Source organism: Deefgea rivuli DSM 18356 (genome assembly GCF_000620145.1).
Classification (GTDB): domain Bacteria; phylum Pseudomonadota; class Gammaproteobacteria; order Burkholderiales; family Chitinibacteraceae; genus Deefgea; species Deefgea rivuli.
The window spans coordinates 1-23,975 of record NZ_JHVM01000013.1 but is presented as its reverse complement, the minus strand read 5'-3'; the positions used below and the strand labels follow the sequence as shown (position 1 = coordinate 23,975).

Genomic DNA, 23,975 nt, shown 5'->3' with positions numbered 1-23,975 from the left:
AAAACTCAATGATCTAAAGGTTGGATTTGACTTGCGTGGCGAGCCGTTTTTTGATGTAACTCATGCAGCACTTTTCGCCGCTCTTCCGGCGACATCGCTTGCAGGCGGCGATAATTTTCGCGGGCACGTTCGCGCTGCTCGGGCGATAACGCCGCCCAATGATTTAAACGCTCGCGCATTCTAGCTTGTTTTTCTGGCGGCATTTTTGGTAAACGCGTTGCCATTGCTGAAAATCGCTGTTGATCCTCAGCGGGCAAACTCGCCCATTGCTGCGCCATCGGCGCGAGGACTTCGCGCTGAGCGGGTGTCAGCGCCGCCCAATCGACTGAATCTGCAGCAAAAGCACCACTCGATAACAAGATCGCAGCCACGATCAGATAGAAATATCGTTTCATCATTGCGCCCTATCCAGCAAAGCCGGATCAAGCAAAGCTTCCATCGGCACATCGCTGGTCAATAGAGCAAGATCAATCGCAATATCATTTTGATGCTGATTCTGCTGCACAAAAGTCAGCGCTATCATCGCCAACAAAACCAGACTCGCTAAACTCAACACCGGATGCTGGCGTAGTAACACCAGTACATTGCCGCGCGGCTCAACTGACTGCACTTGCGCGCTAGCCAACTGACGAGACTTCAATAATCGCGCGCGCACGCTTTCTGGTACCGGCGCATCGGCGATTTGTCGGCTTAAGCGGCCAATTTGTTCTTCATTCATAGGGTCACTCCCCTTTCTTTGAGCCAATCGGCCAAGGTATGACAGGCACGTGAACAATGCGTTTTTACGCTACCTTCCGAGCAGCCCATCACCTGCGCCGTTTCGGCCACATCCAACTCCTCCCAATAACGCAGCAGAAAGGCTTCGCGTTGACGGGCAGGTAATAAAGTCATGCCCGCCTCGATCAAAGCCATCGTTTGCTGCTGCACCAACTCACTCTCGGCACTTGGATTTAAGTCGCTGGTGTGCGGCAAATAATTGAGCGGATCCGCACTGGCTTCATCTTCAGTATCTGACGTAGAAAACTTAGAAAATAAAGACACCCAAAAATTGCGCAATTTAGCGCGGCGCTGAAAATCCCGTATCGTGTTTTGCAAAATAGTTTGAAATAGCAGCGGCCACTCGGCCTCAGTCTTGTCGCTATAGCGCGTCGCCAGTTTGAGCATCGCGTCTTGTACGATATCCAAAGCGTGTTCGTTATCGCGAACCGCGTACTGCGCTTGCCGCCAAGCACGGCGCTCGACGCTGCCCAAGAAGTCATTTAATTGCTGTGAGCTTGCCAAACGACCTCCTTAAGTAAATAAGCAAAAGTTTTCTTGCATCGTTGTCTCGCCTTGCCGTACGAAATGTACTGCCTGCGGCTTTGACGCCTTGCCATAAAACTTTTGCCTCAGTACTTCAAAACCAAATTCAGAGTTAAAAAACCAGCAAAAACAGGAGATTGATACTAACAAAGCAGCAAATATTCAGCCAGAAAAACTTGCCAAAATAAGGTCTATCGTTTACCTTTAGCCCCCTACACAAAAGTCACTATAGCGACCGGTCGTTTAAACTAGACGGCAGGGGCACTGAGATAAACCGCGAGCGCATCACACTTTCGTCTTAGATGGCCAAAAGCCAGTAGACGGCGGAATGTCCAGTTAAACAAAAACGCCCGCAGGAGGCGACAAGTCTTATCTTGTCGATGCGACGGCGTTTACTGCAATCAAAAGCATTGCAGTGGCCTGCTGTACTAAGTAATGGTACAAAATTTTTCACGCAAGGCGCAAAGTCGAAGACAGTACGTTTTGTACGGCGAGACGCAGCAACGCAGCGTGAGAGGTTTTGTCTTTCTACTTGGGCAGCGTGCACCAACCGATCAACTAATTGACTCAGGACTCTGACCCATGCAGATTTCCGGCGCTGAAATTCTCGCGCGCTGCCTTGCTGAAGAAAATGTCGAATTTGTATTTGGCTATCCCGGCGGCGCTGTTTTGGAAATCTATGATGCGATTTTCAAACAAAATAAATTTAAACACGTACTCGTTCGTCACGAACAAGCTGCCGTTCATGCGGCTGATGCTTACTCACGCTCCTCACAAAAAATTGGCGTAGCGTTGGTAACATCCGGCCCCGGCGCGACCAATGCTTTAACCGGCATTGCGACGGCGTTTATGGATTCGATTCCGATGGTGGTGATTTCCGGCCAAGTCGGTACGCCATCGATTGGCTCGGATGCCTTCCAAGAAGTGGACATGGTCGGCTGTTCACGCCCGATTGTGAAACACAATTTCTTGGTGAAAGACGTTAAAGATCTGGCGACGACGATCAAAAAAGCCTTTTATATCGCCACGACAGGCCGCCCTGGCCCCGTAGTGATTGATGTGCCAAAAGACGTGACGCAAGCCAAATTCGCCTTTGAATATCCAAAATCAGTCTCGATTCGCAGCTACAACCCGCCCGTGAAAGGCCACCCAGGCCAGATCAAAAAAGCGGCGCAAATGCTCGCTGAAGCCAAACGCCCCTTCATTTATGTAGGCGGCGGTGCGGTACTGGGTAATGCTTCCGAAGAAGTCATCGAATTGGTGCGGATGCTCAATCTGCCTTGTACCAATACGCTAATGGGTTTGGGCGCGTATCCGGGTTCAGATCCGCTGTTTGTCGGTATGCTCGGCATGCACGGCACGTATGAAGCCAATATGGCAATGCAATACGCCGATACAATTATCGCGATTGGCGCGCGTTTTGATGACCGCGTAATTTCGAATCCAGCGCAATTCTTATCGCAAACCAAGCGCATTGTACAAATCGACATCGATCCATCGTCGATTGCGAAACGCGTGAAAGTCGATGTGCCTATCGTTGGTGACGTGAAAGACGTACTCAAAGATTTGATCGCAGTTTTAAAAGAAACCAATGCCCGTCCAAGCGAAAAAGCTTTGAACGCGTGGTGGGATCAAATCAACGAATGGCGCGCACCGAAAAGCTTGTGGTATGCACAAGATAGCGAAATCATTCAGCCGCAATTTGTAATGGAAAAACTGTATGAAGTAACAGGTGGCAACGCCATCATTACTTCGGACGTGGGCCAGCATCAAATGTACACGGCGCAATACTACGCCTTCAATCGTCCACGCCAATGGATCAATTCCGGCGGTCTTGGCACGATGGGTTTTGGTTTGCCAGCCGCAATGGGCGCGCAACTCGCCAATCCAGATGCAACGGTGGCGTGTATTACCGGCGATGGCTCAATTCAGATGAATATCCAAGAATTGTCGACGTGCAAGCAATACCACACGCCAGTGAAAATCATTAATTTGAATAATGGTTATCTCGGCATGGTTCGCCAATGGCAAGAATTCTTCTACGGCACGCGTTATTCCGAATCGTACGTGGATGCACTGCCTGATTTCGTGAAATTGGCTGAAGCCTATGGTCACGTTGGTATGCAAATCACTAAGCCTGCTGATGTTGAACCTGCGCTGCGTGAAGCGTTTGCGATGAAAGAGCGCTTGGTATTTATGGATTTCCTCACCAATCCAAAAGCCAATGTGTTCCCGATGATTCAAAACGGTCGTGGTTTGAACCAAATGGACTTGCCGCCGCATATGCAATCGATGCAGCTGGTGCCATTTGAAAACAACCGTGATTACGGCAATCTTTGCTAAGGAGAGATGAGAATGCGCCATATTTTATCTGTCCTGATTGAAAACGAAGCTGGTGCGCTATCGCGCGTGACCGGGCTGTTTTCGGCTCGTGGCTACAATATTGACTCGCTCACGGTGCAAACCACCGAAGATCCAACAATGAGCCGCATGACAATCGTCACGCACGGCTCAGAAGACGTGATCGAGCAAATCACCAAGCAGCTCAACAAGCTGATCGAAGTGGTTAAAGTGATCGACCTGAACGAGGCTGATCACATTGAGCGTGAACTGATGCTCATAAAGGTGCGCGCGACGGGTAAAGATCGTGACGAAATGAAACGCATGGCGGATATTTTCCGTGGTCGTATCATTGATGTGACTGAAAAAACTTACACGATTGAACTGACCGGCACCGGTGAAAAGCTCAGCGCTTTCATCAGTGCGCTGGATCAATCGGCGATTTTAGAAACCGTCCGCACTGGTGCCTCTGGCATTGGCCGTGGTGAACGGATCTTAAAACTATAACGGGGTATTTACCTGTAGCCATTTACAGGTAAAGCCTACAAACATATACCCATTTAACCAAGGAAATAAAATGAAAGTTTCTTACGATAAAGATTGTGACATCAGCATCATCAAATCTAAAAAAGTAGCCATCATCGGTTACGGTTCACAAGGCCATGCTCACGCTTGCAACTTGCAAGACTCAGGCGTTGATGTAACGGTTGGTTTGCGTACTGGTTCTGCCACTGTTGCTAAAGCACAAGCTCACGGTTTGAAAGTAACTGATGTAGCGACTGCGGTTGCTGGCGCTGACGTTGTTATGATTTTGACGCCAGATGAATTCCAATCTGCATTGTACAAAAATGAAATCGAACCAAATATCAAGCAAGGCGCAACATTGGCTTTCGCTCACGGTTTCGCGATTCATTACAACCAAGTTGTGCCACGTAAAGACCTCGACGTCATCATGATCGCGCCAAAAGCACCAGGCCACACCGTACGTTCAGAATTCGTACGCGGCGGCGGCGTTCCTGATTTGATCGCTGTTTACCAAAATGCTTCAGGCAAAGCGCTTGAAATCGCCATGTCTTACGCTTCAGGCGTGGGCGGCGGCCGCACGGGTATCATCGAAACTTCATTCAAAGACGAAACAGAAACTGACTTGTTCGGCGAACAAGCTGTATTGTGCGGTGGCGCAGTTGAATTGGTTAAAATGGGCTTCGAAACTTTGGTTGAAGCCGGTTACGAACCAGAAATGGCTTACTTTGAGTGCTTGCACGAATTGAAATTGATCGTTGATTTGATGTTCGAAGGCGGTATCGCGAACATGAACTACTCAATTTCTAACAACGCTGAATACGGCGAATACGTAACTGGCCCACAAGTTATCAACGAAGAATCTCGCAAAGCAATGCGTCAAGCACTGAAAAACATTCAGTCTGGCGAATACGCGAAACAATTCATTTTGGAAGGCCAAACTAACTACGCATCAATGACTGCAGCACGCCGCAACAACGCAGCGCACGGTATTGAAGTAGTAGGTAACAAATTGCGCTCGATGATGCCTTGGATTCAAGCCAACAAGATTGTTGACCAAACCAAGAACTAATTGGTTTGAAATACAAAAAAACCAGCCTAACAAGCTGGTTTTTTTATGCTCTTTATTTGGGAATGATGGAAATGGTTACGCCCAACCCATCCAACAAATGCTTATAACAGCGGTAAATCCAGCATCTTAGAACGAGGAACAACCATCGACAGCGAGAATAGAATATCAGGGCAGTCGCCGAAAGCGTGTTCGGTTTCGGGATTGAGGATGAAGACCATGCCTTCAGTAAGGCGCAGCATTTGCAGTGCTGGATCGCTAAGACTAGGCATCAATAAAGTGCCGCTGCCAGTCAAAACAACATGCAAAAAAGCGACCGGCTCGCCTTGCACTAAAAAGCCAATATCGGTATGCGGATCAAGCTGTGCGTAGCCCATCAAGGCGGCGTCGTGCATATAATTGGTCGATAAACCGAGGCGGCTCAGCAGTGCTAAACCAAATGCGGCTTTGTCTGCATCCAGTTGCCAAGCCTCGCCCACAGGCAAGTTTGGATTGCCTTGCGGATAATAATGCACTTCGATGACGCCTTTGGCAGCAAACGCCGAGCTGCGCGTTTGCTTAATTTCGGCCAAGTTTTGCTTGAGCGATTCAGGAATCGTGATGTGGCCTAAAACTCGGATTGCGCTCATTTAAGCCCCACCAACCTATTCTTTAATTCAACAAAAATACAATGGGTATATACATGTAGGTTATATTGATAAATGACTACAGCCATATACCCATACTCAATCAGCCATGACTTCGCCAAGGCGAACACCGCGCCCCGCTTTCCAATCGGCATTAAATTCCAAATCGCCTTCAGGGAACAAGAGCACCACGGTTGAGCCGAGCAAGAAGCGGCCCATTTCAGCACCCTGCTCTAGTACGATGTTTTGATCGCGATAATCGTTGCTCCACACCGCATTGCTGCGCGGTGGATTCACGACGCCATGCCAAGCGGTTGCCATACTGCCGACAATCGTCGCTCCGACCAGTACTTGCACGAACATGCCTTTATCACCCTCAAACACGCAAATCACACGCTCATTGCGCGCAAACAGCGCATCGACACCGCGCGCGGTGGCGGGGTTTACCGAAAACAATTCCCCCGGCACATAGGTCATTTCCAGCAAGCGGCCACGGCAAGGCATGTGAATACGGTGATAATCTTTGGGGCTTAGGTAAATCGTCGCAAACAGGCCGTTTTCAAATTTCTTCGCCAAGGCTGCATCGCCAGCCAATAGCGCGGTAGTGCTAAATTTTTTGCCTTTAGCCTGATAAATCTGATCTTTTTCGATAGACCCACACTGGCTAATCGCACCATCCACCGTGCAAATCAGCTCGGCATTGGCCAAAGGGCGCGCGCCGTCTTTGAGAGCGCGGGTGAAAAACTCATTAAATGTCGGATAGGCGGCGATATCCGGATTGGCCGCCTCGCTCATATTGACTTGATATTTGGCCACAAAGCCACGAATCACTGCAGTAGTTAGGCCACCGGCACGTAAACCCGCTAAAAAACCCATTAATCGCGTCAAAGCCAGCTTAGGAATCACATACTGCAAACATACAAAAAGACGCTCGGACACAAAAGTCCCCACAAAACCAATAAAGAGCGCGAATTATAACGTATCCCTTGCCGTGCTATCGACGCGACTGCGCGTCGGTTACAATGTTGCGTCAATTCGCCATGTACTACGAGGCTTTCAATGCAGCAATCTCCCCATCCACAGCCGAACCGCGCGCAAACACTGCGCCGCCAGAGTATTTATTTACTGCCGAATTTATTCACGCTGGCCGCTTTATTTTCTGGCTTTTACGCCATCGTTCAAGCAATGAATGGCAAGTTTGAACACGCTGCCTTGGCGATTTTTGCTGCGATGATTTTGGATGGACTCGATGGCCGCGTCGCTCGCATGACGCATACTCAATCGGAATTTGGTGCACAATTTGATAGTTTGTCCGATATGGTGTCGTTTGGCGTTGCGCCCGCGCTGATTATGTATGAATGGGGTTTGTCGGGTTTTGGCAAACTGGGTTGGGCGGTGGCGTTTATTTATTGCGCTGGCGCGGCGCTGCGTTTGGCGCGCTTTAATACCAATATTGAAGTGGTTGATAAGCGTTTTTTTCAGGGCTTACCCAGCCCGGCGGCGGCGGCACTGGTGGCTGGCTTGGTGTGGATCAATATTGAATATCATGAAGATCTCGCACCGCTGGCCGAATTGCTACCGTATGCGGCGATGTTTTTCACGCTGTTTGCTGGCCTGACGATGGTGTCTAACGTGCCATTTTGGAGTTTCAAAGAGCTTCACATGCGCAAGACAGTGCCGTTTGTAACTTTATTGATTGCAACGCTGATCTTACTGATCGGCGCATCTCGCCCAGCGCTGGTGCTATTTAGCTTTTTCATTTGCTATGCCGCATCGGGTTATGTGTATTGGCTGTGGAAAATCATTAAACACCCTACACCAACGACAAATTAGACATTTAGTCCAATAAACTCATAAAATAGAATCAATTAGCGGTCAAAACAACACGGCCGCTATTTTTTCGCCTAAACAATTTGACACTACGTCTGAAAATATCTAATCTAAGCCTATCAACGCAAAGGAGAGCACTGTGTCATTAGACATTGATCGTCTAATCGCTGATTTTGGTGGACCAAGCACTTTGGCAGATCAGCTTAATGCTGCATTTCCAGCTGACCCAGTCTCCCGAGCTGCGATTTATAAATGGCGTGAACGCGGCAGTTTGCCACTCACCCAAGTGGACAAACTGGCCCAATTGGCCACAAGCCAAGGCCGTAGCTTCAACATCCAAAACTATATGACAGGCGCGCAATCCGCAGCCCAACCCATTCAGGAGAGCACCATGAACGATCGCAATAACAACCGTTTGGTTATTTTTGATACCACTTTGCGCGATGGCGAACAATCGCCGGGCGCGTCAATGACCAAAGAAGAAAAAATCCGCATCGCTCGCCAATTGGAAAAATTGGGCGTGGATGTGATCGAAGCTGGTTTTGCTGCAGCCAGCCCTGGCGACGCCGATGCAATCAAAACCATCGCTGGCATTATTGAGAACAGCACGGTCTGTTCTTTGGCGCGCGCCAACGAGCGTGATGTGCGCGCCGCTGGTGAAGCGATTAAAGACGCGAAACGCGGCCGGATTCATACCTTTATCGCGACCAGCCCGATTCATATGGAACACAAATTGCGCATGACACCGGATCAGGTCGTTGATGCCGCAGTCAAAGCAGTGAAAATCGCGCTGGAATACACTAACGACGTGGAATTTTCGGCAGAAGACGCATTGCGTAGCGATATTGATTTCTTGGCTAGGATTTTTGGCGCTGTAATCGAAGCTGGCGCAACGACATTGAATGTGCCAGATACCGTCGGTTACGCCGTACCACAACGCACTGAAAGCTTTTTCCGTGAATTGATCGCCAAAACCGTCGGCGGCGATAAAGTAATCTGGTCGGCACATTGCCATAATGATTTGGGCATGGCCGTTGCCAATTCATTGGCTGCAGTTTTGGGCGGCGCACGCCAAGTGGAATGCACTATTAATGGCTTGGGCGAGCGCGCAGGTAATGCGGCGTTGGAAGAAATCGTTATGGCGACTCGCACCCGCCGCGATGTGTTTAATGTGGAATGCGGAATCGACGCCACACAAATCGTCACCACCAGCAAATTGGTGTCAACGATTACCGGCTACCCAGTTCAGCCGAATAAAGCGATTGTCGGCGCCAATGCCTTCGCTCACGAATCAGGGATTCACCAAGACGGTATTTTGAAATGCCGCGAAACCTATGAAATTATGAGCGCCGAATCAGTGGGTTGGAGCACGAACCGCTTGAGCTTGGGCAAATTGTCGGGTCGCAATGCGTTCAAGACTAAATTACTTGAATTAGGCATCCAATTGCAATCGGAAGAAGCCCTGAACGCAGCCTTTGCGCGCTTTAAAACCTTGGCCGATAAAAAACGTGAGATTTTCGACGAAGATTTACATGCCTTGGTGTCAGATGAATTGATTTCCATCGAGCAAGAACACATCAAATTGATCTCGTTGAAAGTGGTTTCCGAAACCGGCGAAACACCGAGCGCCGAATTGGTGGTGAGCGAAGCAGGCGTCGAGCGCCGCGCTACCGCCTTGGGCGACGGTACAGTCGATGCGACCTTTAAAGCGATTGAATCTTTGTTTAATAGTGGCGCAGAAATGCAATTGTACTCGGTGAATGCAATTACCTCGGGTACGGACAGCCAAGGTGAAGTGACAGTGCGCTTGATGAAAGACACGAAAATCGTCAACGGCCAAGGTGCAGATACCGACATTATTGTCGCCAGCGCGAAAGCGTATATTTCCGCGCTGAACAAAATTCACAACAATATCAACCGCGTTCACCCGCAACCGGTTTAAATCTATTGCGACTCTGGAGCGGATCGACTTACCCAGTTGATCCGCGAGGCTGCCGCCACAAGTGGCAGTGCTCAAGCTAAGCCGCTCGCGAACCTCAGCGAGATAAGCTAGAAACCGACCGTAAACTAAAAAGCCCCGTTTATCCAACGGGGCTTTTTTCTAAAATGGGTATATGCCTCTAGGAATTAATTAGCAATGGCTAGCACCAAATACCCACATCAACAGCATTTAAACCAAGGCCCGCACGAAGGCTACGCCGCAGGTTTATTCTGCAAACTAGGCCGCGAATATTTAGCGTACAGCGTCGCCGACAAAAAGCTAATCACTGTCAACGCGACTTGCACACCTGCCAGCATTTGCGATAAGCCTTTATCGCCCCATGCGCGCATCACACCTTCCATAAAAAACAACAAAATAAACATCGTATACCACTGGAAAGTGTAACGGCGCCCATGCAATAAACCACGTAAAGGCAACATCAATGCAAACGCTTTTAACACGATCCACGAAGGCGTGCCACCGAGCGGGGCGAGCCAAAGCTCCCAAACGGTGGTCAGCAAAATCATCGCAATCACCGCTGTGACCGTGATGGCCTGAAAGAGCGGTAAATGAGCGGGGCTGAATTTCATAGCGTCGCCCCTTGAAGTTTGAGCGCAATTTCAGCAATCCGGCGACCTTGCGCTAAACATAATTGGCGCTCAGCTTCTGAAATTGGCTGATTTGATTCTGTGCCCGCCCAATGGCTAGCACCGTATGGCGTGCCACCCGTTGTCGTCGACATCAGCGCGGTTTCTGAATACGGCGTACCCACAATAATCATGCCGTGATGCAGCAAGGGCAACATCATCGTAATTAGCGTGGATTCATTGCCGCCATGCAAAGTGCCCGAGCTGGTAAATACTGAGGCCGGTTTACCGATCAAAGTGCCTTTAAGCCAATCAGCAATCGTCGAATCCCAAAAATATTTCATCGGCGCCGCCATATTGCCAAAGCGCGTTGGGCTCCCCAGCGCCAAGCCATTGCATTCTAATAAATCGTCCAGCGTCACATACGGCGCACCAGCGACAGGGATATCTGATTCAACCGTTTCGCATACAGTAGAAATACGCGGCACCGTGCGCAGCCGAGCGCTACAGCCAGCAACGGACTCTACGCCGCGCGCAATCAGTTGTGCCATTTGCCGCGTCGCGCCGTGAGTCGAGTAATACAAAACAAGAATTTCAGTCATTATGAAGGCCAGCTTTCAGGATGCGCTATTATAATGGGATTCGCTTGTTACCGTGGCTTACCATGAACTTTGCCAGCACCTTTCCTTTTTTGGCTCGAATTAGCGGTTTTTCGCGCTTTGTTGGCCGTCGCCTGATTAATGATCGCTGTTTAGAAAGCGCGGGCAGTTTAACCTATACCACGCTATTGGCGGTGGTGCCGCTATTTACGATTGCGCTCACTTTGATTTCTGCTTTTCCGATGTTCAGTATTAATAGCGGCCGTTTTCGCAATTTTATTCTGACTAATTTAGTGCCGGAAGCATCCGGAAAAGTGATTGGCGTGTATATGCGCCAATTTGCCGATAATGCGGGCAGCCTCACCGCAGCAGGCATGATCGGCTTGGTCGCGACCGCGCTGCTATTAATGTTTACCATTGAGAAAACATTTAATACGATTTGGCGCGTTGACCGCCCGAGAAAACTTCTCTCTCGAACCTTAACGTATTGGGCGACACTCACCTTAGCGCCGATTCTAATCGGCTTGAGTCTCTCCTTAACTAGCTGGTTTTCGCAAAATGCTGGCTTGGGAGGCATTAATTTTCCTGCTCTCAAATTATCGTCTTGGCTCTTGATCTTTAGTACCTTGAGCCTGCTGTATTTAACCCTACCCAATTGCTTTGTACCGCGCGCCCATGCGCTGACTGCCGCCTTGATTACCAGTACCTGTTTAGAGCTAATGAAAGTTCTTTTTGGTGAGTACATCAAGCAATTCGCCACTTACAATCTGGTCTACGGCGCATTTGCAAGTTTCCCCATTTTCTTAATTTGGCTGTATTTATGCTGGGTGTTGATTTTGGGTGGTGCGGTATTGTCGGCAACACTATCGTATTGGTATGGCGATGGCTGGCGTTGGGATAATCACCACGGAACCCGCTTTGAGCAAGCAGTGCGCGTACTGCGAGCGCTAGCGATTGCGCACAAGGAAGGGCGCGTATTGCATATCAACCAATTGCGTCGTCAAGTTGAGCTAGGCGTTGATGCGACTCAGCAAATTTTAGAGAAAATGACGCAACGGCATTGGGTGGAGTCAACCCGAAATGGAGAATGGCTCATCGCTTGCAGCCCTGAGAAAATCAGCCTATTGGCCGTCTTTGAATTGGTGGTCAGCCCACTGAATAGCGAAGTAGAAAGCGGGCTAGAATCTCGTTTAGAGTTAGCCCGCTCTGCGCTTGATTTATCACTTGCAGATTATTTAGCTAATTCGCAACCTGATAATAAAGCAGCATCAATTGCAACTTCAGGCAATTCACCAATATAAGCATCGCCCAAAGCGCGCAAGAGAATAAATTTGATGCGGCCTGCATCGACTTTTTTGTCTTGCGCCATGAGTGCTTTATAGCGGTCATGCCCCAACGCAGGAGAAACCACCGGCAAAGCGGCTCGCTCCAGCAAGCTAATCACTCGCGCCACATCGGCATCCGTTAGATGCCCCATTGCGCGTGAAGCATAAGTCGCCAATACCATCCCTGCAGCGACCGCTTCACCATGCAGCCAAGCGCCGTAACCCAAGCCGGCTTCAATCGCATGACCAAATGTATGACCTAAATTGAGTAGTGCGCGTTGCCCCATTTCTTTTTCATCAGCAGCCACAATACGCGCTTTATTTTGGCAGCAACGCTCAACCGCATACGCAATCAATTCGGTATCACGCGCCATTAAACCGTCAATATTTTGCTCAAGCCAAACCAAAAACTCTAGGTCATCAATCAAACCATACTTAATGACCTCTGCCATGCCTGCAGAAAATTCACGCTGCGGTAGGGTCGATAAAGTGCTTAAATCCGCCAATACCAATTTCGGCTGATAAAAAGCACCGAGCATATTCTTGCCGAGTGGATGATTAATTGCCGTCTTTCCACCAACCGACGAATCGACCTGAGCTAACAGCGTCGTTGGAATTTGAATAAACGGTACGCCGCGCTGATACACCGCCGCCGCAAAACCCGTCATATCACCAATCACGCCACCACCTAGAGCAATCAACGTCGTTTTACGCTCAGCACGCTCAGTGAGCAGCGCATCAAAAATCTGATTCAGGCTTTCCCATGTTTTATATTTTTCGCCATCAGGCAAAATAATGGATTGGCACTCAACACCAGCTTGCTGTAATTGAGTCACTAAGCCCGCTAGATATAAAGGTGCAATCGTTTCATTAGTCACAATCGCCACACGCTTTTGCGCAAGCAACGGCAAAATGGCCGCGACCGATTGCAGCAAACCCTCGCCAATTAAAATGCTGTAGGGCGCTTGGTCGATATCGACGTGCACAGTGCGGATCATGGCTGACGCTCCAATTCTTTAAGCAATAATTGCAAGAGGGAATTCACAGTTTGTTGGCTGGTATCAATGACTAAATCAGCCACCTCTCGATACAGCGGATCGCGGATTTGATACAGCTCTTTAAGTTTACCAAGAGGGTCTGCAGTCTGCAGTAAAGGGCGATTTTTGTCGTGACATGTTCGCGAGTAGAGTTCTTCTGGACTTGCGCGCAGATAAATCACATAGCCGTTGCGGCGTAGCAGATTTCGATTGATTGGGTTCAGAACAACACCGCCCCCCGTTCCAAGAACAATCCCCTGCAGCTTAGTCAACTCAACGATTGATTCAGCTTCACGCTCACGGAATCCGCCCTCCCCTTCGATTTCAAAAATCATCGGAATCTTAGCGCCAGTTCGTGCTTCGATTTCGTGATCAGAATCGTAAAAGGTTTTTTGGGTTGCACGCGCTAGGGCACGCCCTACGGTCGTTTTGCCAGCCCCCATTAGGCCGACTAAATAAAAATTGCCTGGCATCTTCATGCCAGGCATTTTACTTGAATATCTGCGGCTTAGCGAGTCAGCAAAGACTCGCTCAAAAAACTTAGCGCAAAGTAAGATCAGACTCCAAAACTCGTGGTGTTAAGAAAATCAATAGTTCACGGCGAACTTTATTCACAGCGCGGTTTTTAAACAAATTACCGATAACTGGAACATCACCCAATAGTGGTACCTGAGTCACTGTGTTGCTATTGTCCTCAATATAAATACCACCAATCACCACTGTGCCACCACTTTCAACTAAAACCTTAGTTCTAATTTGCTTCGTATTAATTGCAGGGCCGCTCAGTGTATTTTCACCACGGCTATCTTTATTCACTTGTACATCCATAAATACACTGCCATCTGGCGTGATTTGCGGTGTCACCCGTAAAGAAAGAGTTGCTTTCTTAAACTCAACCGTTGTTGCACCATTCTGTGAAGAACTTGAATATGGAATTTCTTGGCCATCCTCAATAACTGCTTCAACTTGATCCGCAGTCACTAATCGTGGACTTGAAATGATTTTTAATTTGCCATCCTGCTCAAGTGCATTTAATTCAAGTCCTAAAATACCATCTGAACCCGCAATCAACATCGCAATCGAACCAGGGTTAAAACCACCAATACCAGCTGCAGGTAAGTTTACCGAAGGAGCGCCGCCATTAATCGCTGGCCCTGGGAATGTTGAACCATCTGAGCCTGTAAGATCTTTTGTAGTTAGACCACCGCCGACGGCAGTACTATTTTTTGCATAAAGTCCGTGTAACTTCACACCCAAATTACGTTGAAAGCCATCTTCAGCCTCAACAATCCGCGACTCAATCATCACCTGCCGCACAGGAATATCAATCTTGGACAATAATTCACGAACTTGCTCAAGCTTGGAAGGAATATCTTGTACCACAACTTGATTGGTTCGCTGATCGATAACAGCGGAACCTCTCGGAGACAAAATACGCTGTTTTTCATCACTCAAAATTACTTTCAACGCGTCTGCTTTATGATATTTCAGCTGAAAGAACTCAGTCCGAGTTGGTTCTAATTCTGAAATTTGCTTTCTGCTTTCAAGTTCTGATTTTTCTTTTGCCGCCAATTCATCACGGGGGGCAATCCACATTACATTACCGGTTTTACGTTGATCCAAACCTTTGGCTTGTAAAATAATATCTAGTGCCTGATCCCAAGGTACGTCTTTTAAACGTAATGTCAGCGCACCACCAACAGAATCGCTAGTAATAATATTCAAACCAGTAAACTCAGCAATGACTTGCAGAACAGTTCTAACCTCTACATTCTGAAAATTCAGCGATAGCTTCTCGCCTTTAAAGTTTGCCTTCGCCGCTAGCTTATCTTTGTTAAGTGTCGCATCGCGAACTTCAACTACAAAACGATTTTCAGTTTGGTAAGCTGAATACTCCCAATTTCCTTTTGGTTCGATCAGCATTTTGACCGAATCGCCTTGAGCAAAAGTTTCAATTTTTTGAATTGGTGTACCAAAGTCAGTGACATCCAATTTGCGCTCTAAATTCTTAGGCAAACCCGCTTTTGCAAACTCAACCACTAAGTTTTTACCTTGCTGGCGAATATCAATGCCCACATTTGGGCTTGAAAGATCAATAACGACCTTGCCTTCACCACTTGTACCACGACGAAAATCGATATTCTGAATTCCCTCACGCTTACCAGATGCTTTTACCTCGGCAAATGGCGTATTTTTTTGCACTGGTGCCGTATTAGCAGTCGTAGTCGCAGAGGATCCGGCGGCGGCATCCACCGTAATAAACAGTGAATTACCCTCGACTCTCGTTTCGTAGCCTGCTTGCTTTTGTAAATTAAATACCAATCGTGTCCGGCCAGTGCCTTCAGCGACATTCAAAGTCCGTAGTGCGGCACCGTTCACTTGGAAACTATTTTTTCCTGTCTGATTTGCTGTATTGGCAAAATCAAACGCGATACGAGGCGGGGTATTCACTGAAAAACTTGTTGGTGTTGGCGGAGCATCATTAAATGTGACTTTAACAATCTGCTTATCAGCACTAACACTACTCACTTCGATATGCGTAATATTTGAAGCTTCTACAGCAAATACAAAAGGCGCAAAGACACACAAAGCGACTTGGCTTAAACGAGTTACGAATTTATTAATCATCATTTTTTCTGCTCCGCATCATCCAAGCTCAAACTAGTGGTCCGCTCAACCCAATCACCACCACTATCCTCAACAATTTCTTTTAACGAAATTTCAGTTTCAGAAACTTTTACCACCATACCGAAGTTCTGTCCCATATAACTACCTTGCTTAACTCGATACAGATTGCCGTCCGGAGCACGAACTAAAGCTTGCACCGTTTTACCTTGTTGCAAAGTGCCCACCATTCGCAGCTTTTCTAAATCGTAGTTTTCTAAAACTTCTTTAACTCGGTTTGTATTTGGAGCTAAACCAGTACCATTACTTTTTTTAGCTAATTCCATTTTACTAGCCCGAAATGGATCTGCTAGCTCAAAAGCATCGTATGGAAATGCAACATAAACTTTTGCCTCAGGTAAAGGCTCAACCTTACCGCGCAATCCTTTGGATTGCTCAGCCATCCAATCTTTTAAATCACTATGCTCATCACCAAAGCAGCCAGTAAGCCCACTCAGTAACAGCACGTAAAGGAGCCATCTTTTCACAATATATTCTCCGATAGACCTTTATTTTTTCTTTTTACGCGCTTCAGCTTCAGCCTGGCGAATTGCCTGCAACTCTGCTTCATCTAATGCACGATACGTTTTAATCGTTGCTTCCATCGTTAGCATTTGATCTTTTGTGCCAATCAGTTTCACATCGCTTAGAATAACAATGCGCGAAAGCTGTGCAATATCGCTCACAAACGCCGCTAAATCATGGTAGCTACCAATCACTTTAATTGAGATTGGAGCTTCGACAAATTCTGCAGTTTTAATTTCAACGCCCGGTTTAAAGAGCTCAAACAACAAACCACGACCAACCCCAGCCTGATTAATCTCGGTTAATAACGTTTCCATTTCCGAGCGATTAGGCAGCTGCTTCAACAATGCACCGAAAGATTGCTGAATTTCCAGTAGTTGCTGCTTATATTCAGCAAGATTAATTGCACGTTTCTTTTTATCTAGAAAATCAACTTTTAGTTGCTCTTCAGTTGCCTTAGCAGCAGTGAGTTCATCCATCTGATCACTCCACAGATAGAAATACCCCCCTGCCACAACCAAAATTAAAACCACTAATAAAGAGGAGAGCTGAACCTGTATTGGCCAGTTCCCCGCATCTTTTGGGTCAAGGTTTCTTAAATCATCAAGTGTCATGGTTGACCTCTTTTAACCGCACTTGCAGTAGATTCTGTTAACTCATCAGCACGAGTCAATTTCACGTTTAAAGTAAAATCAGACAGACGTTGATTACCAACCATAGCGGATTTAACTTCAACGAGCAGCGGTTGCTCAAATACGGGAGAGTCATTTAAGTTGCGCATTAACGTCGAAACCCGAGCGTTGGATTGTGCGTAACCCATCAACACCAACTGATCATTCGTCTGTTTTACATCTCGTAAATACACACCTTCAGGGACTTGGCGAGTCAACTGATCTAGCAAATGAACCGTCTCAGTTCGATTCGATTGCAAACGCTCAACAATTTTTTTCCGATCCAATAGCGCTTGTTTTTCAGCTTTTAATTTATCAATTTCAGCAATTTCGCGATCTAGCTTTGCATTTTCTTCGGTGAGAAATTGATTCCTGCCAGCTTGAATATCAATCTTTGCAGAAAGAAACATATAACCGGCGAGCACGATCCCTGCAGCAGCCAGAAAAGACATCACCAACATCGAAACATAGCGTCTTTGTCTTGCTATTCTTTTTTGCTCACGGTGCGGAAGCAGATTAATTCGAATCATACTGGGTCAAACCTCCGCATAGCCAAGCCACAAGCAATTAACAATGAAGGTGCATCCAATTGAATTTGCTTACCTTTTATTTTGCCTGTCGACATGCTAAAAAATGGATTCGCACGCATCGTACTCGCAACCTGTGTTCGACTTGATACAGCCTCATCCAAACCATGGATAACACTGCAACCGCCAGCGAGTAAAATGTGATCTACTGAATTGTAATTACTAGATGTATAGAAAAATTGCAAGGAACGCGATATTTCAAGCGCCATTGTGTCCATAAATGGCTGTAAAACATCTGGCTCATAATTGTCTGGTAAGCCACCTTGGCGTTTGGCTTGCTCGGCTTCTTCTGCCGACATATTGAATTTTCTTTGAATTTCCTGCGTCAATTGATTCCCTGCATAGCCTTGATCACGGCTATAGATCGACTGACCATCTTTAAAAATATTCATGTGCATAGCAGTTGAGCCGATATCGACGACCGCCACGATTTGATTTTCGCCGCCATTGGGCAGCTGAGGTCGCATTAACTCGAACGCGGCTTGAGTCGCATAAGATTCAACATCCAATACGACCGCTTTTAGGCCCGCCTCTTCAATGGCAGCAACGCGCTCATCAACTTTGTCTTTCTTGGCGGCGGCAATCAAAACATCTTCTTCTTCAGGATTATTGATTGCTGGGCCTAATACCTGAAAGTCCAGATTCACTTCATCCAATGAGAATGGAATGTACTGGTTCGCCTCTGTTTCCACTTGGCTTTCTAGTTCTCGCTCGGTCAGGCCAGCAGGAACGAGAATTTTTTTCGTAATCACGGCTGAAGCGGGTAGCGCTGCGGCGACGTTCTTAACCTTACTCCCCATCCTTCGCCACGCATTGCGAATCGCCAGCGCAACGGCCTCTGCGTTCACGATATTATTATCGGTGACCGCATCTTTAGGTAAAGGCTCAATGACATACCGTTCAAGGCTGAAATTGCGCCCGGCTTGGCTCAGCTCCACCATTTTCACGGCCGACGAGCTGATGTCCACACCGATCAGCGGTGGGGCTTTCGGTTTAAGAAAATCGAGGTTCAACGCAATATTCCCTATTCTAATTGGTAAAAAATCCTATCAGTGAGACCTTACTCCTGTAAAGTAAGCTAGACCTTAATCTCTTTTTTTGCAACATCCAGATAAAACCCGTAAATTACTTCTCTATCAAATAATCGATTCGCAGACATGGCAAAAAAATTAGTTATTTCCCTATTCATCGCATTTTTTGGCTTGGCGATTATTGGCATTAGTTTGGCGACACTCGCTGTTATTGTTACCTATCCAAAACTACCGTCCCTAGACGCCCTTACCGACTACAAACCTAAAATACCACTCCGGATTTTCAGCGAAGATAAGGTGTTAATCGGCGAGTTTGGTGAAGAACGACGCGCATTTACCCCGATTAACCAAGTTCCACCGTTAATGATTAAAGCATTACTCGCCGCTGAAGATGAGCGTTTTTATCAGCATGGCGGCATTGATTACATTGGCGTACTACGTGCCATTGTTGGCAATTTACTCTCTGGCCATTCGCAATCGGGGGCCAGTACGATCACAATGCAAGTTGCAAAAAACTTCTATTTATCGAATGAAAAAACCTACACGCGCAAATTTAATGAAGCCCTTCTGTCGTTTAAAATTGAGCACAACTTATCCAAAGATCAGATTTTAGAACTCTATATCAACCAAATTTACCTCGGTCAGCGAGCTTATGGCTTCTCGTCTGCGGCGCAAACCTACTTTGGAAAAGAACTTAAAGACCTCAGTATCGCCGAATTTGCCATGCTAGCAGGCTTACCAAAAGCCCCATCAGCCTACAATCCAATCGTTAATCCGAAACGTGCCACATTAAGACAAATGTACGTTTTACGCCGCATGGCTGAGCTTAATTTCATCGACGAAGCCCAATACAAAGCAGCTCAGACCGAGCAGTTGGTTTTTAAGCGCAGCAACCAGCAATTCCCAATTCATGCCGAATATGTCGCAGAAATGGTACGGCAAATGATGCTCAAAAAGTATCAAGAAGCGACGTATACCCAAGGCTTCAAGGTTTACACCACCATCAATAGCCAAGCTCAGCAAGATGCCTATACGGCACTACGCAGTGGCATTTTGGAGTACGACAATCGACACGGTTACAAAGGCCCTGAAGGCTTTATTGATGCAGCGCTACTTAACGCACAGCAAGATGAGCAACTCGATGAAACGCTCAGCAATACCAAAGATGCCGATGAGCTACGCGCAGCCATCGTCCTATCCAGCAATGTGAACCAAGTCACAGCCTATTTGCACGGTGGCGAAAAAATCACCATTCAAGGTGATGGCTTACGCTTTGCTAGAAATGCACTTTCCGACAAAATTCCGCCAGCCAGCCGCATCCGTCCTGGCGCAATTATCCGAGTGAATGCCACTGAAAAAGGCTGGGCGATCACTCAGCTACCGCAAGTCGAAGGTGCAATTGTTGCGATGAACCCGGCGAATGGCGCGATTCGCGCACTGGTCGGTGGCTTTGATTTTAATAACAGCAACTTCAACCACGTCACTCAAGCGTGGCGACAACCCGGCTCAAGCTTTAAACCCTTTATTTACTCGGCCAGCTTGGAGCGCGGTGTGACGCCCGCCACAATGATTAACGATGCGCCGCTGGTCATTGAAGTGGGTGGACAACGTTGGGAGCCGAAAAACTACGACGGCAGCTTTTCCGGGATGACCTCTGTACGACGCGCTTTAACTTTTTCCAAGAACTTGGTTTCCGTGCGGATCTTACAAGCGATTGGCGCTGATTATGCGCAGCAGCATCTCACCCGTTTTGGTTTTGATCCGAAGCAACACCCCGCCTACCTCACTATGGCACTTGGTGCGGGCAGCGTCACACCACTGCAAATGGCCGAAGGCTATGCCGTCTTTGCCAATACCGGTTACCGTGTTCGCTCGTTTTTTGTAGACCGAATCGAAGATGCTCGAGGTAAAGTACTGGCGCAGACTCAACCCGAAATTGCCGGAAAAAACGCACCACGCACTCTGGATGCTCGAAATGCATTCATTATGAGTTCAATGATGGGCGATGTAATTCGGATGGGAACTGCAACTAAAGCCAAAGCGCTAGGCCGCAATGATCTGGCCGGTAAAACAGGGACCACCAATGATGCATTTGATGCTTGGTTTGCGGGCTTTCAGCCCAGCTTGGTCACCATTACTTGGATCGGCTTTGACCAACCCAAAAGCCTTGGCGCACGAGAAACTGGGGGGGCCGCAGCACTGCCAATCTGGGTTAATTTCATGAGTAAAGCACTCAAAAATGTGCCCGAATCACCATGGCAGATGCCAGAGGGTGTCATTGCTAAAACCACAGAAACTGAACGTGGTCCGATTACAGAATATTTTTACCAAGAATTTCAGTCAACCAATCCACAATTGGGTCTAAGTGGCGGCAGTGGCGAAAGCGAAACTGCCCCAATCGATGAGATCAAAGAACAGCTATTTTAATCAACTAGGTATATGACTCTGTCCGCTATTAAATAATGGCTAGAGTCATATACCTATTGTTTTAATTTATTTACACAAGTGCAATTTTGTCCTGCCATAATCTAAGCTGATTCAGCAAAAACGGCCGCCTGTTATTTTCACGCGCAATCGGGAAGGACAATATGACGACCTCAACAATCTCAACCGCAACGCGCATCGCACAACGCGCGGCTCAGTTGATCTGCAACCATCAACAAAGCGACTTAAAACAAGCTAGCCAGCAAGCTACGATTGAGCTAGGTTTATCGAAAAAAGAAATCCAGCCCAGCGTGGATGAAATCGAAGCTGCAGTGGCGGATTATCGACAATTATTTAGCCCTGATTACGACATTGATTTACTCGCTTTACGACAAAAATCACTCGCCTTATTGGATTTTTTTCAAGCCTTCCAGCCTTATTTAATGGGCTCAGTATTAAAAGGCAGCGCCAATAAACACTCAGACATCAATTTGCTGGTCTATTCCGATGACCCCAAAGCCATCGAGATTTTTTTACTCAACCAGCAAATTGACTACAGCTGTCGTGCCAGAAAAACCCAGTTTCGCCAGACAGATGCCCCCGCAATTGCATTTTGGTTTGATAATACCCAAGTTCATTTACAAGTTTTACCCAGCATTGCACGGCATCAAAATTCAAAAAAAAATGATCGTGCCAATTACGAACAACTCAAACAACTGATTGCGAATTACCAATCTAATCAAGTAGTCGCAACAGAAAAATAAGCGCAGGAAGCAACGCTATGTCCGGCAAGCAATCATTAACGCCAATTTACCTTAAAGATCCAAGCCCATACCTTGTGAGCAATGCGGATGAAATTGAGTACACGCTCAATCGGCTCGCAAAAAAACCCGAGCTTGCCTGCTTATACGCCGATCAGCAACGCCATTTATTTGTATTAAGCGCTTTATTAGCAGTTAATCCAGAGACAATTTTATTTGATTATGGTCCCGATCAAGACCTCAATCGGCGCTTGTTATCCGCCAACAGTATTTGCTGTGTTGCTCACCTCAGTAGCGTGCATTACCAATTTGATTTCAACGCAATTAGCACAATTATTTTTAATAATAAGCCCGCATTCCAATGCCCACGCCCCCAACAAATTCTACGCTTGCAACGGCGTGATTTTTATCGACTTTCTGTCCCACTCTCTACGCCCCTATCCTGCTTAATTCCTTTAAACAACGGTGATGCCGAAATTTCTATTTCGGATATCAGTTTAGGTGGCATGGGTCTGCTCGGCTACTTTCCCGACATTTCACTCGATGTAGGCAGCATATTAAAAAATTGCCGGATTGAATTACCACTAATAGGCGTCATTACCGCCGATGTCGAAGTTTGCACCAGTAGTGAGCAACTCCTCAAAAATGGGATTCGAACATTACGCAGCGGCTGCCGTTTCATTAACCTATCAGGCAGTGGTCAAACCTTATTGCAGCGCTATATTAATCAGGTTGATCGCAAACGCTTAGCGCTTGAATAATGCAAATCCAGCCGATCAGCTTGCCACCCGCCGCATTGCGACAACTCATTCGCTGCGCTGATAGCCATAAAGGGCTTTACGGCAGCGTTGCCGTGCTTGGAGGCGCTACGGGCATGGTCGGAGCGACTCTACTGGCTGGGCGGGCAGCACTTTACTTAGGCGCAGGAAAAGTATGGCTAGGCTTACTGAATCGAAACATTACCGTTGATCCACTCCAACCCGAGTTGATGATTCTTGAAGCAGAAATACTATTAGCCAGTCATAAGCCAACACATCTACTCATTGGCCCAGGTTTAGGACAAAGCAAGGAAGCGTTGGATTTACTGGCCTTATGCCTAAAATCAAATACTCAGCTGATTATTGATGCCGATGGTTTGAACCTGATTGCCAGCAATAACTCATTGAAGTTAATGCTACAAAAACGGCAAAATGAAACTTTAATCACCCCCCATCCAACAGAAGCTGCACGCCTGCTCAAATGCACAACACCAGAAGTGCAAAATAATCGTCAACAAGCCATTACCCAACTCAGCAAAGAACTGAACTGCACGGCGATTCTGAAAGGTCATGAATCGCTGATTTACTGTGGTGGTGACATTATGTTTAAAAACCATACCGGAAACTCAGCACTGAGCAGCGCTGGGCAAGGTGACGTACTCGGCGGAATTATTCTAGCGCTATGGGCACAAGGGCTTGAACTCATTGATGCAAGCTGTGGCGGGGTCTATCTACATGGTCGTGCCGCAGACTTGTGGCGTAACAACTATCCAAATGGAGTAGGTCTAACAGCCAGTGAAACCATTCATTGGGCACGTACGGCACTTAATACAGCCCTTTCAATAAATTAATAACTTAACCAAAGTTAAATAGTGAGAGCGAATATATTGGGTATATCGATATATTCCTTATTTATAAATGGCTAGCGAGCAATACCCATTACTTCACTTCATATCTCGCGGACAGCAAAAAGCCCGACTCTTTTGAATCGGGCTTCTTACTTAAAGGGGAGTCTGGCAATGACCTACTTTCACACGGGCAATCCGCACTATCATCGGCGCTGAGGTGTTTCACTGTCCTGTTCGGGATGGGAAGGAGTGGGACCACCTCGCTATGGTCGCCAGACAAAAACTTGTCTGATGCAGTGAGTCTCCTCACCACACGAGAGTTATCGCATTCTGCTTTTCGCTCGATTTAAACATTTTCATGTCTCATCTCCGCAATCAGCCTACAGCGCTAACTCGAATTCAATAGAAGAAGTAATTATACTACACACCAATCAACACTATTTAAGTATTTTTGTTACTTGGGTTGACTATATCTTCAGCCGCATTCA

24 protein-coding genes and 1 rRNA gene are annotated in these 23,975 nt (G+C 47.1%); 10 read left to right on the top strand and 15 right to left on the bottom strand.

Translation table 11 applies throughout. The features are described 5' to 3' along the window. Window positions 1–5 precede the first annotated feature (5 nt). Genes Q320_RS18795 through Q320_RS0106590 form a run of 3 tightly spaced genes read right to left on the bottom strand, consistent with a single transcriptional unit; the run spans window position 6 to window position 1,281 of the window. Window positions 6–398: a DUF3106 domain-containing protein gene (locus Q320_RS18795; RefSeq protein WP_051534535.1), complete on the bottom strand. Its 393-nt coding sequence runs from the start codon at window positions 396–398 to the stop codon at window positions 6–8. Next, window positions 395–718, bottom strand: coding sequence for a DUF3619 family protein (locus Q320_RS0106595; protein ID WP_027468350.1), 324 nt, complete (start codon window positions 716–718; stop codon window positions 395–397). The genes Q320_RS18795 and Q320_RS0106595 overlap by 4 nt, the downstream gene beginning before the upstream one ends. After that, complete coding sequence (locus Q320_RS0106590) at window positions 715–1,281, bottom strand: RNA polymerase sigma factor (protein ID WP_027468349.1); 567 nt, start codon at window positions 1,279–1,281, stop codon at window positions 715–717. The genes Q320_RS0106595 and Q320_RS0106590 overlap by 4 nt, the downstream gene beginning before the upstream one ends. A gap of 603 nt (window positions 1,282–1,884) precedes the next feature. Here Q320_RS0106590 and ilvB point away from each other — a divergent pair. From ilvB to ilvC, 3 genes are all read left to right on the top strand, one after another. Then, window positions 1,885–3,645 (top strand): biosynthetic-type acetolactate synthase large subunit, encoded by a 1,761-nt coding sequence (gene ilvB / locus Q320_RS0106585; protein ID WP_027468348.1) that lies wholly within the window; start codon window positions 1,885–1,887, stop codon window positions 3,643–3,645. A gap of 12 nt (window positions 3,646–3,657) precedes the next feature. Beyond that, window positions 3,658–4,149, top strand: a complete 492-nt coding sequence (gene ilvN, locus Q320_RS0106580) for an acetolactate synthase small subunit (protein WP_027468347.1) — start codon at window positions 3,658–3,660, stop codon at window positions 4,147–4,149. Window positions 4,150–4,219: 70 nt separating this feature from the next. Continuing rightward, entirely contained in the window at window positions 4,220–5,236 is a 1,017-nt protein-coding gene (gene ilvC / locus Q320_RS0106575; RefSeq protein ID WP_027468346.1) for a ketol-acid reductoisomerase, read from the top strand. Between the two features lie 101 nt (window positions 5,237–5,337). On the opposite strand, the gene Q320_RS0106570 is transcribed toward ilvC, so the two are convergent. Next, on the bottom strand, window positions 5,338–5,862 hold the full coding sequence (locus tag Q320_RS0106570) for a cupin domain-containing protein (protein ID WP_027468345.1): 525 nt from the start codon (window positions 5,860–5,862) through the stop codon (window positions 5,338–5,340). A 96-nt stretch (window positions 5,863–5,958) separates the two neighbouring features. Continuing rightward, window positions 5,959–6,798 carry an archaetidylserine decarboxylase gene (gene asd, locus Q320_RS0106565; protein WP_027468344.1) on the bottom strand — a complete coding sequence of 280 codons (840 nt, stop codon included), beginning with the start codon at window positions 6,796–6,798 and terminating at the stop codon, window positions 5,959–5,961. A 120-nt stretch (window positions 6,799–6,918) separates the two neighbouring features. Here asd and pssA point away from each other — a divergent pair, with 120 nt between their 5' ends. After that, window positions 6,919–7,692: a CDP-diacylglycerol--serine O-phosphatidyltransferase gene (pssA, locus tag Q320_RS0106560; protein ID WP_035852836.1), complete on the top strand. Its 774-nt coding sequence runs from the start codon at window positions 6,919–6,921 to the stop codon at window positions 7,690–7,692. 136 nt (window positions 7,693–7,828) lie between these two features. Then, entirely contained in the window at window positions 7,829–9,631 is a 1,803-nt protein-coding gene (locus Q320_RS0106555) for a 2-isopropylmalate synthase (RefSeq protein WP_027468342.1), read from the top strand. A 251-nt stretch (window positions 9,632–9,882) separates the two neighbouring features. On the opposite strand, the gene Q320_RS0106550 is transcribed toward Q320_RS0106555, so the two are convergent. Both Q320_RS0106550 and wrbA read right to left on the bottom strand, forming a co-directional pair. Then, window positions 9,883–10,260: a DUF2069 domain-containing protein gene (locus tag Q320_RS0106550; RefSeq protein ID WP_051534534.1), complete on the bottom strand. Its 378-nt coding sequence runs from the start codon at window positions 10,258–10,260 to the stop codon at window positions 9,883–9,885. Beyond that, window positions 10,257–10,859 carry an NAD(P)H:quinone oxidoreductase gene (gene wrbA, locus Q320_RS0106545; RefSeq protein WP_027468340.1) on the bottom strand — a complete coding sequence of 201 codons (603 nt, stop codon included), beginning with the start codon at window positions 10,857–10,859 and terminating at the stop codon, window positions 10,257–10,259. The genes Q320_RS0106550 and wrbA overlap by 4 nt, the downstream gene beginning before the upstream one ends. A 62-nt stretch (window positions 10,860–10,921) precedes the next feature. On the opposite strand from wrbA, the gene Q320_RS18790 reads away from it, so the two are divergent. After that, complete coding sequence (locus Q320_RS18790) at window positions 10,922–12,157, top strand: YihY family inner membrane protein (RefSeq protein ID WP_169734438.1); 1,236 nt, start codon at window positions 10,922–10,924, stop codon at window positions 12,155–12,157. Here Q320_RS18790 and aroB read toward each other — a convergent pair. The 7 genes from aroB to Q320_RS0106505 form a co-directional block, all read right to left on the bottom strand. Then, window positions 12,088–13,176 carry a 3-dehydroquinate synthase gene (gene aroB / locus Q320_RS0106535; protein ID WP_027468339.1) on the bottom strand — a complete coding sequence of 363 codons (1,089 nt, stop codon included), beginning with the start codon at window positions 13,174–13,176 and terminating at the stop codon, window positions 12,088–12,090. The two genes, Q320_RS18790 and aroB, sit on opposite strands and share 70 nt — an antisense overlap. Then, window positions 13,176–13,691: a shikimate kinase gene (locus tag Q320_RS0106530; protein WP_245590976.1), complete on the bottom strand. Its 516-nt coding sequence runs from the start codon at window positions 13,689–13,691 to the stop codon at window positions 13,176–13,178. Before Q320_RS0106530 ends, aroB begins: the two co-directional genes overlap by 1 nt. A gap of 67 nt (window positions 13,692–13,758) precedes the next feature. Further along, a complete protein-coding gene (locus tag Q320_RS18785) occupies window positions 13,759–15,849 on the bottom strand; it encodes a type IV pilus secretin PilQ (RefSeq protein WP_051534532.1) in 2,091 nt (696 codons plus the stop codon). Then, window positions 15,846–16,370, bottom strand: a complete 525-nt coding sequence (locus tag Q320_RS0106520; protein ID WP_027468337.1) for a pilus assembly protein PilP — start codon at window positions 16,368–16,370, stop codon at window positions 15,846–15,848. Before Q320_RS0106520 ends, Q320_RS18785 begins: the two co-directional genes overlap by 4 nt. Window positions 16,371–16,391: 21 nt before the next feature. Next, entirely contained in the window at window positions 16,392–17,021 is a 630-nt protein-coding gene (locus Q320_RS0106515) for a type IV pilus inner membrane component PilO (RefSeq protein ID WP_027468336.1), read from the bottom strand. Then, window positions 17,018–17,608 (bottom strand): PilN domain-containing protein, encoded by a 591-nt coding sequence (locus Q320_RS0106510; protein ID WP_027468335.1) that lies wholly within the window; start codon window positions 17,606–17,608, stop codon window positions 17,018–17,020. The genes Q320_RS0106515 and Q320_RS0106510 overlap by 4 nt, the downstream gene beginning before the upstream one ends. Next, window positions 17,605–18,678 (bottom strand): pilus assembly protein PilM, encoded by a 1,074-nt coding sequence (locus tag Q320_RS0106505; RefSeq protein WP_084282427.1) that lies wholly within the window; start codon window positions 18,676–18,678, stop codon window positions 17,605–17,607. The genes Q320_RS0106510 and Q320_RS0106505 overlap by 4 nt, the downstream gene beginning before the upstream one ends. 144 nt (window positions 18,679–18,822) lie before the next feature. Between Q320_RS0106505 and Q320_RS0106500 the strand changes: the two genes are divergently transcribed. The 4 genes from Q320_RS0106500 (at window position 18,823) to Q320_RS18775 (ending at window position 23,490) form a co-directional block, all read left to right on the top strand. Then, window positions 18,823–21,123, top strand: a complete 2,301-nt coding sequence (locus Q320_RS0106500; protein ID WP_027468333.1) for a penicillin-binding protein 1A — start codon at window positions 18,823–18,825, stop codon at window positions 21,121–21,123. A gap of 161 nt (window positions 21,124–21,284) precedes the next feature. Next, window positions 21,285–21,884: a nucleotidyltransferase domain-containing protein gene (locus Q320_RS18780; protein WP_051534531.1), complete on the top strand. Its 600-nt coding sequence runs from the start codon at window positions 21,285–21,287 to the stop codon at window positions 21,882–21,884. 17 nt (window positions 21,885–21,901) lie between these two features. Then, complete coding sequence (locus Q320_RS0106490; protein ID WP_027468332.1) at window positions 21,902–22,642, top strand: flagellar brake protein; 741 nt, start codon at window positions 21,902–21,904, stop codon at window positions 22,640–22,642. Beyond that, window positions 22,642–23,490 (top strand): NAD(P)H-hydrate dehydratase, encoded by an 849-nt coding sequence (locus Q320_RS18775; RefSeq protein ID WP_051534530.1) that lies wholly within the window; start codon window positions 22,642–22,644, stop codon window positions 23,488–23,490. Before Q320_RS0106490 ends, Q320_RS18775 begins: the two co-directional genes overlap by 1 nt. 160 nt (window positions 23,491–23,650) lie before the next feature. Here the strand turns inward: Q320_RS18775 and rrf are convergent. Then, window positions 23,651–23,764, bottom strand: a 5S ribosomal RNA gene (gene rrf, locus Q320_RS0106480). Between the last annotated feature and the right edge of the window lie 211 nt (window positions 23,765–23,975).

Excerpts from the sequence above, each read along its gene's own strand:
- Q320_RS18795 (WP_051534535.1), bottom strand. The coding sequence starts at position 398 with ATGATGAAACGATATTTCTATCTGATCGTGGCTGCGATCTTGTTATCG.
- Q320_RS0106595 (WP_027468350.1), bottom strand. The coding sequence starts at position 718 with ATGAATGAAGAACAAATTGGCCGCTTAAGCCGACAAATCGCCGATGCG.
- ilvB (WP_027468348.1), top strand. The coding sequence starts at position 1,885 with ATGCAGATTTCCGGCGCTGAAATTCTCGCGCGCTGCCTTGCTGAAGAA.
- ilvN (WP_027468347.1), top strand. The coding sequence starts at position 3,658 with ATGCGCCATATTTTATCTGTCCTGATTGAAAACGAAGCTGGTGCGCTA.
- ilvC (WP_027468346.1), top strand. The coding sequence starts at position 4,220 with ATGAAAGTTTCTTACGATAAAGATTGTGACATCAGCATCATCAAATCT.
- Q320_RS0106570 (WP_027468345.1), bottom strand. The coding sequence starts at position 5,862 with ATGAGCGCAATCCGAGTTTTAGGCCACATCACGATTCCTGAATCGCTC.
- pssA (WP_035852836.1), top strand. The coding sequence starts at position 6,919 with ATGCAGCAATCTCCCCATCCACAGCCGAACCGCGCGCAAACACTGCGC.
- Q320_RS0106550 (WP_051534534.1), bottom strand. The coding sequence starts at position 10,260 with ATGAAATTCAGCCCCGCTCATTTACCGCTCTTTCAGGCCATCACGGTC.
- wrbA (WP_027468340.1), bottom strand. The coding sequence starts at position 10,859 with ATGACTGAAATTCTTGTTTTGTATTACTCGACTCACGGCGCGACGCGG.
- Q320_RS18790 (WP_169734438.1), top strand. The coding sequence starts at position 10,922 with ATGAACTTTGCCAGCACCTTTCCTTTTTTGGCTCGAATTAGCGGTTTT.
- Q320_RS0106530 (WP_245590976.1), bottom strand. The coding sequence starts at position 13,691 with ATGCCAGGCAATTTTTATTTAGTCGGCCTAATGGGGGCTGGCAAAACG.
- Q320_RS18785 (WP_051534532.1), bottom strand. The coding sequence starts at position 15,849 with ATGATGATTAATAAATTCGTAACTCGTTTAAGCCAAGTCGCTTTGTGT.
- Q320_RS0106515 (WP_027468336.1), bottom strand. The coding sequence starts at position 17,021 with ATGACACTTGATGATTTAAGAAACCTTGACCCAAAAGATGCGGGGAAC.
- Q320_RS0106510 (WP_027468335.1), bottom strand. The coding sequence starts at position 17,608 with ATGATTCGAATTAATCTGCTTCCGCACCGTGAGCAAAAAAGAATAGCA.
- Q320_RS0106500 (WP_027468333.1), top strand. The coding sequence starts at position 18,823 with ATGGCAAAAAAATTAGTTATTTCCCTATTCATCGCATTTTTTGGCTTG.
- Q320_RS18780 (WP_051534531.1), top strand. The coding sequence starts at position 21,285 with ATGACGACCTCAACAATCTCAACCGCAACGCGCATCGCACAACGCGCG.
- Q320_RS0106490 (WP_027468332.1), top strand. The coding sequence starts at position 21,902 with ATGTCCGGCAAGCAATCATTAACGCCAATTTACCTTAAAGATCCAAGC.
- Q320_RS18775 (WP_051534530.1), top strand. The coding sequence starts at position 22,642 with ATGCAAATCCAGCCGATCAGCTTGCCACCCGCCGCATTGCGACAACTC.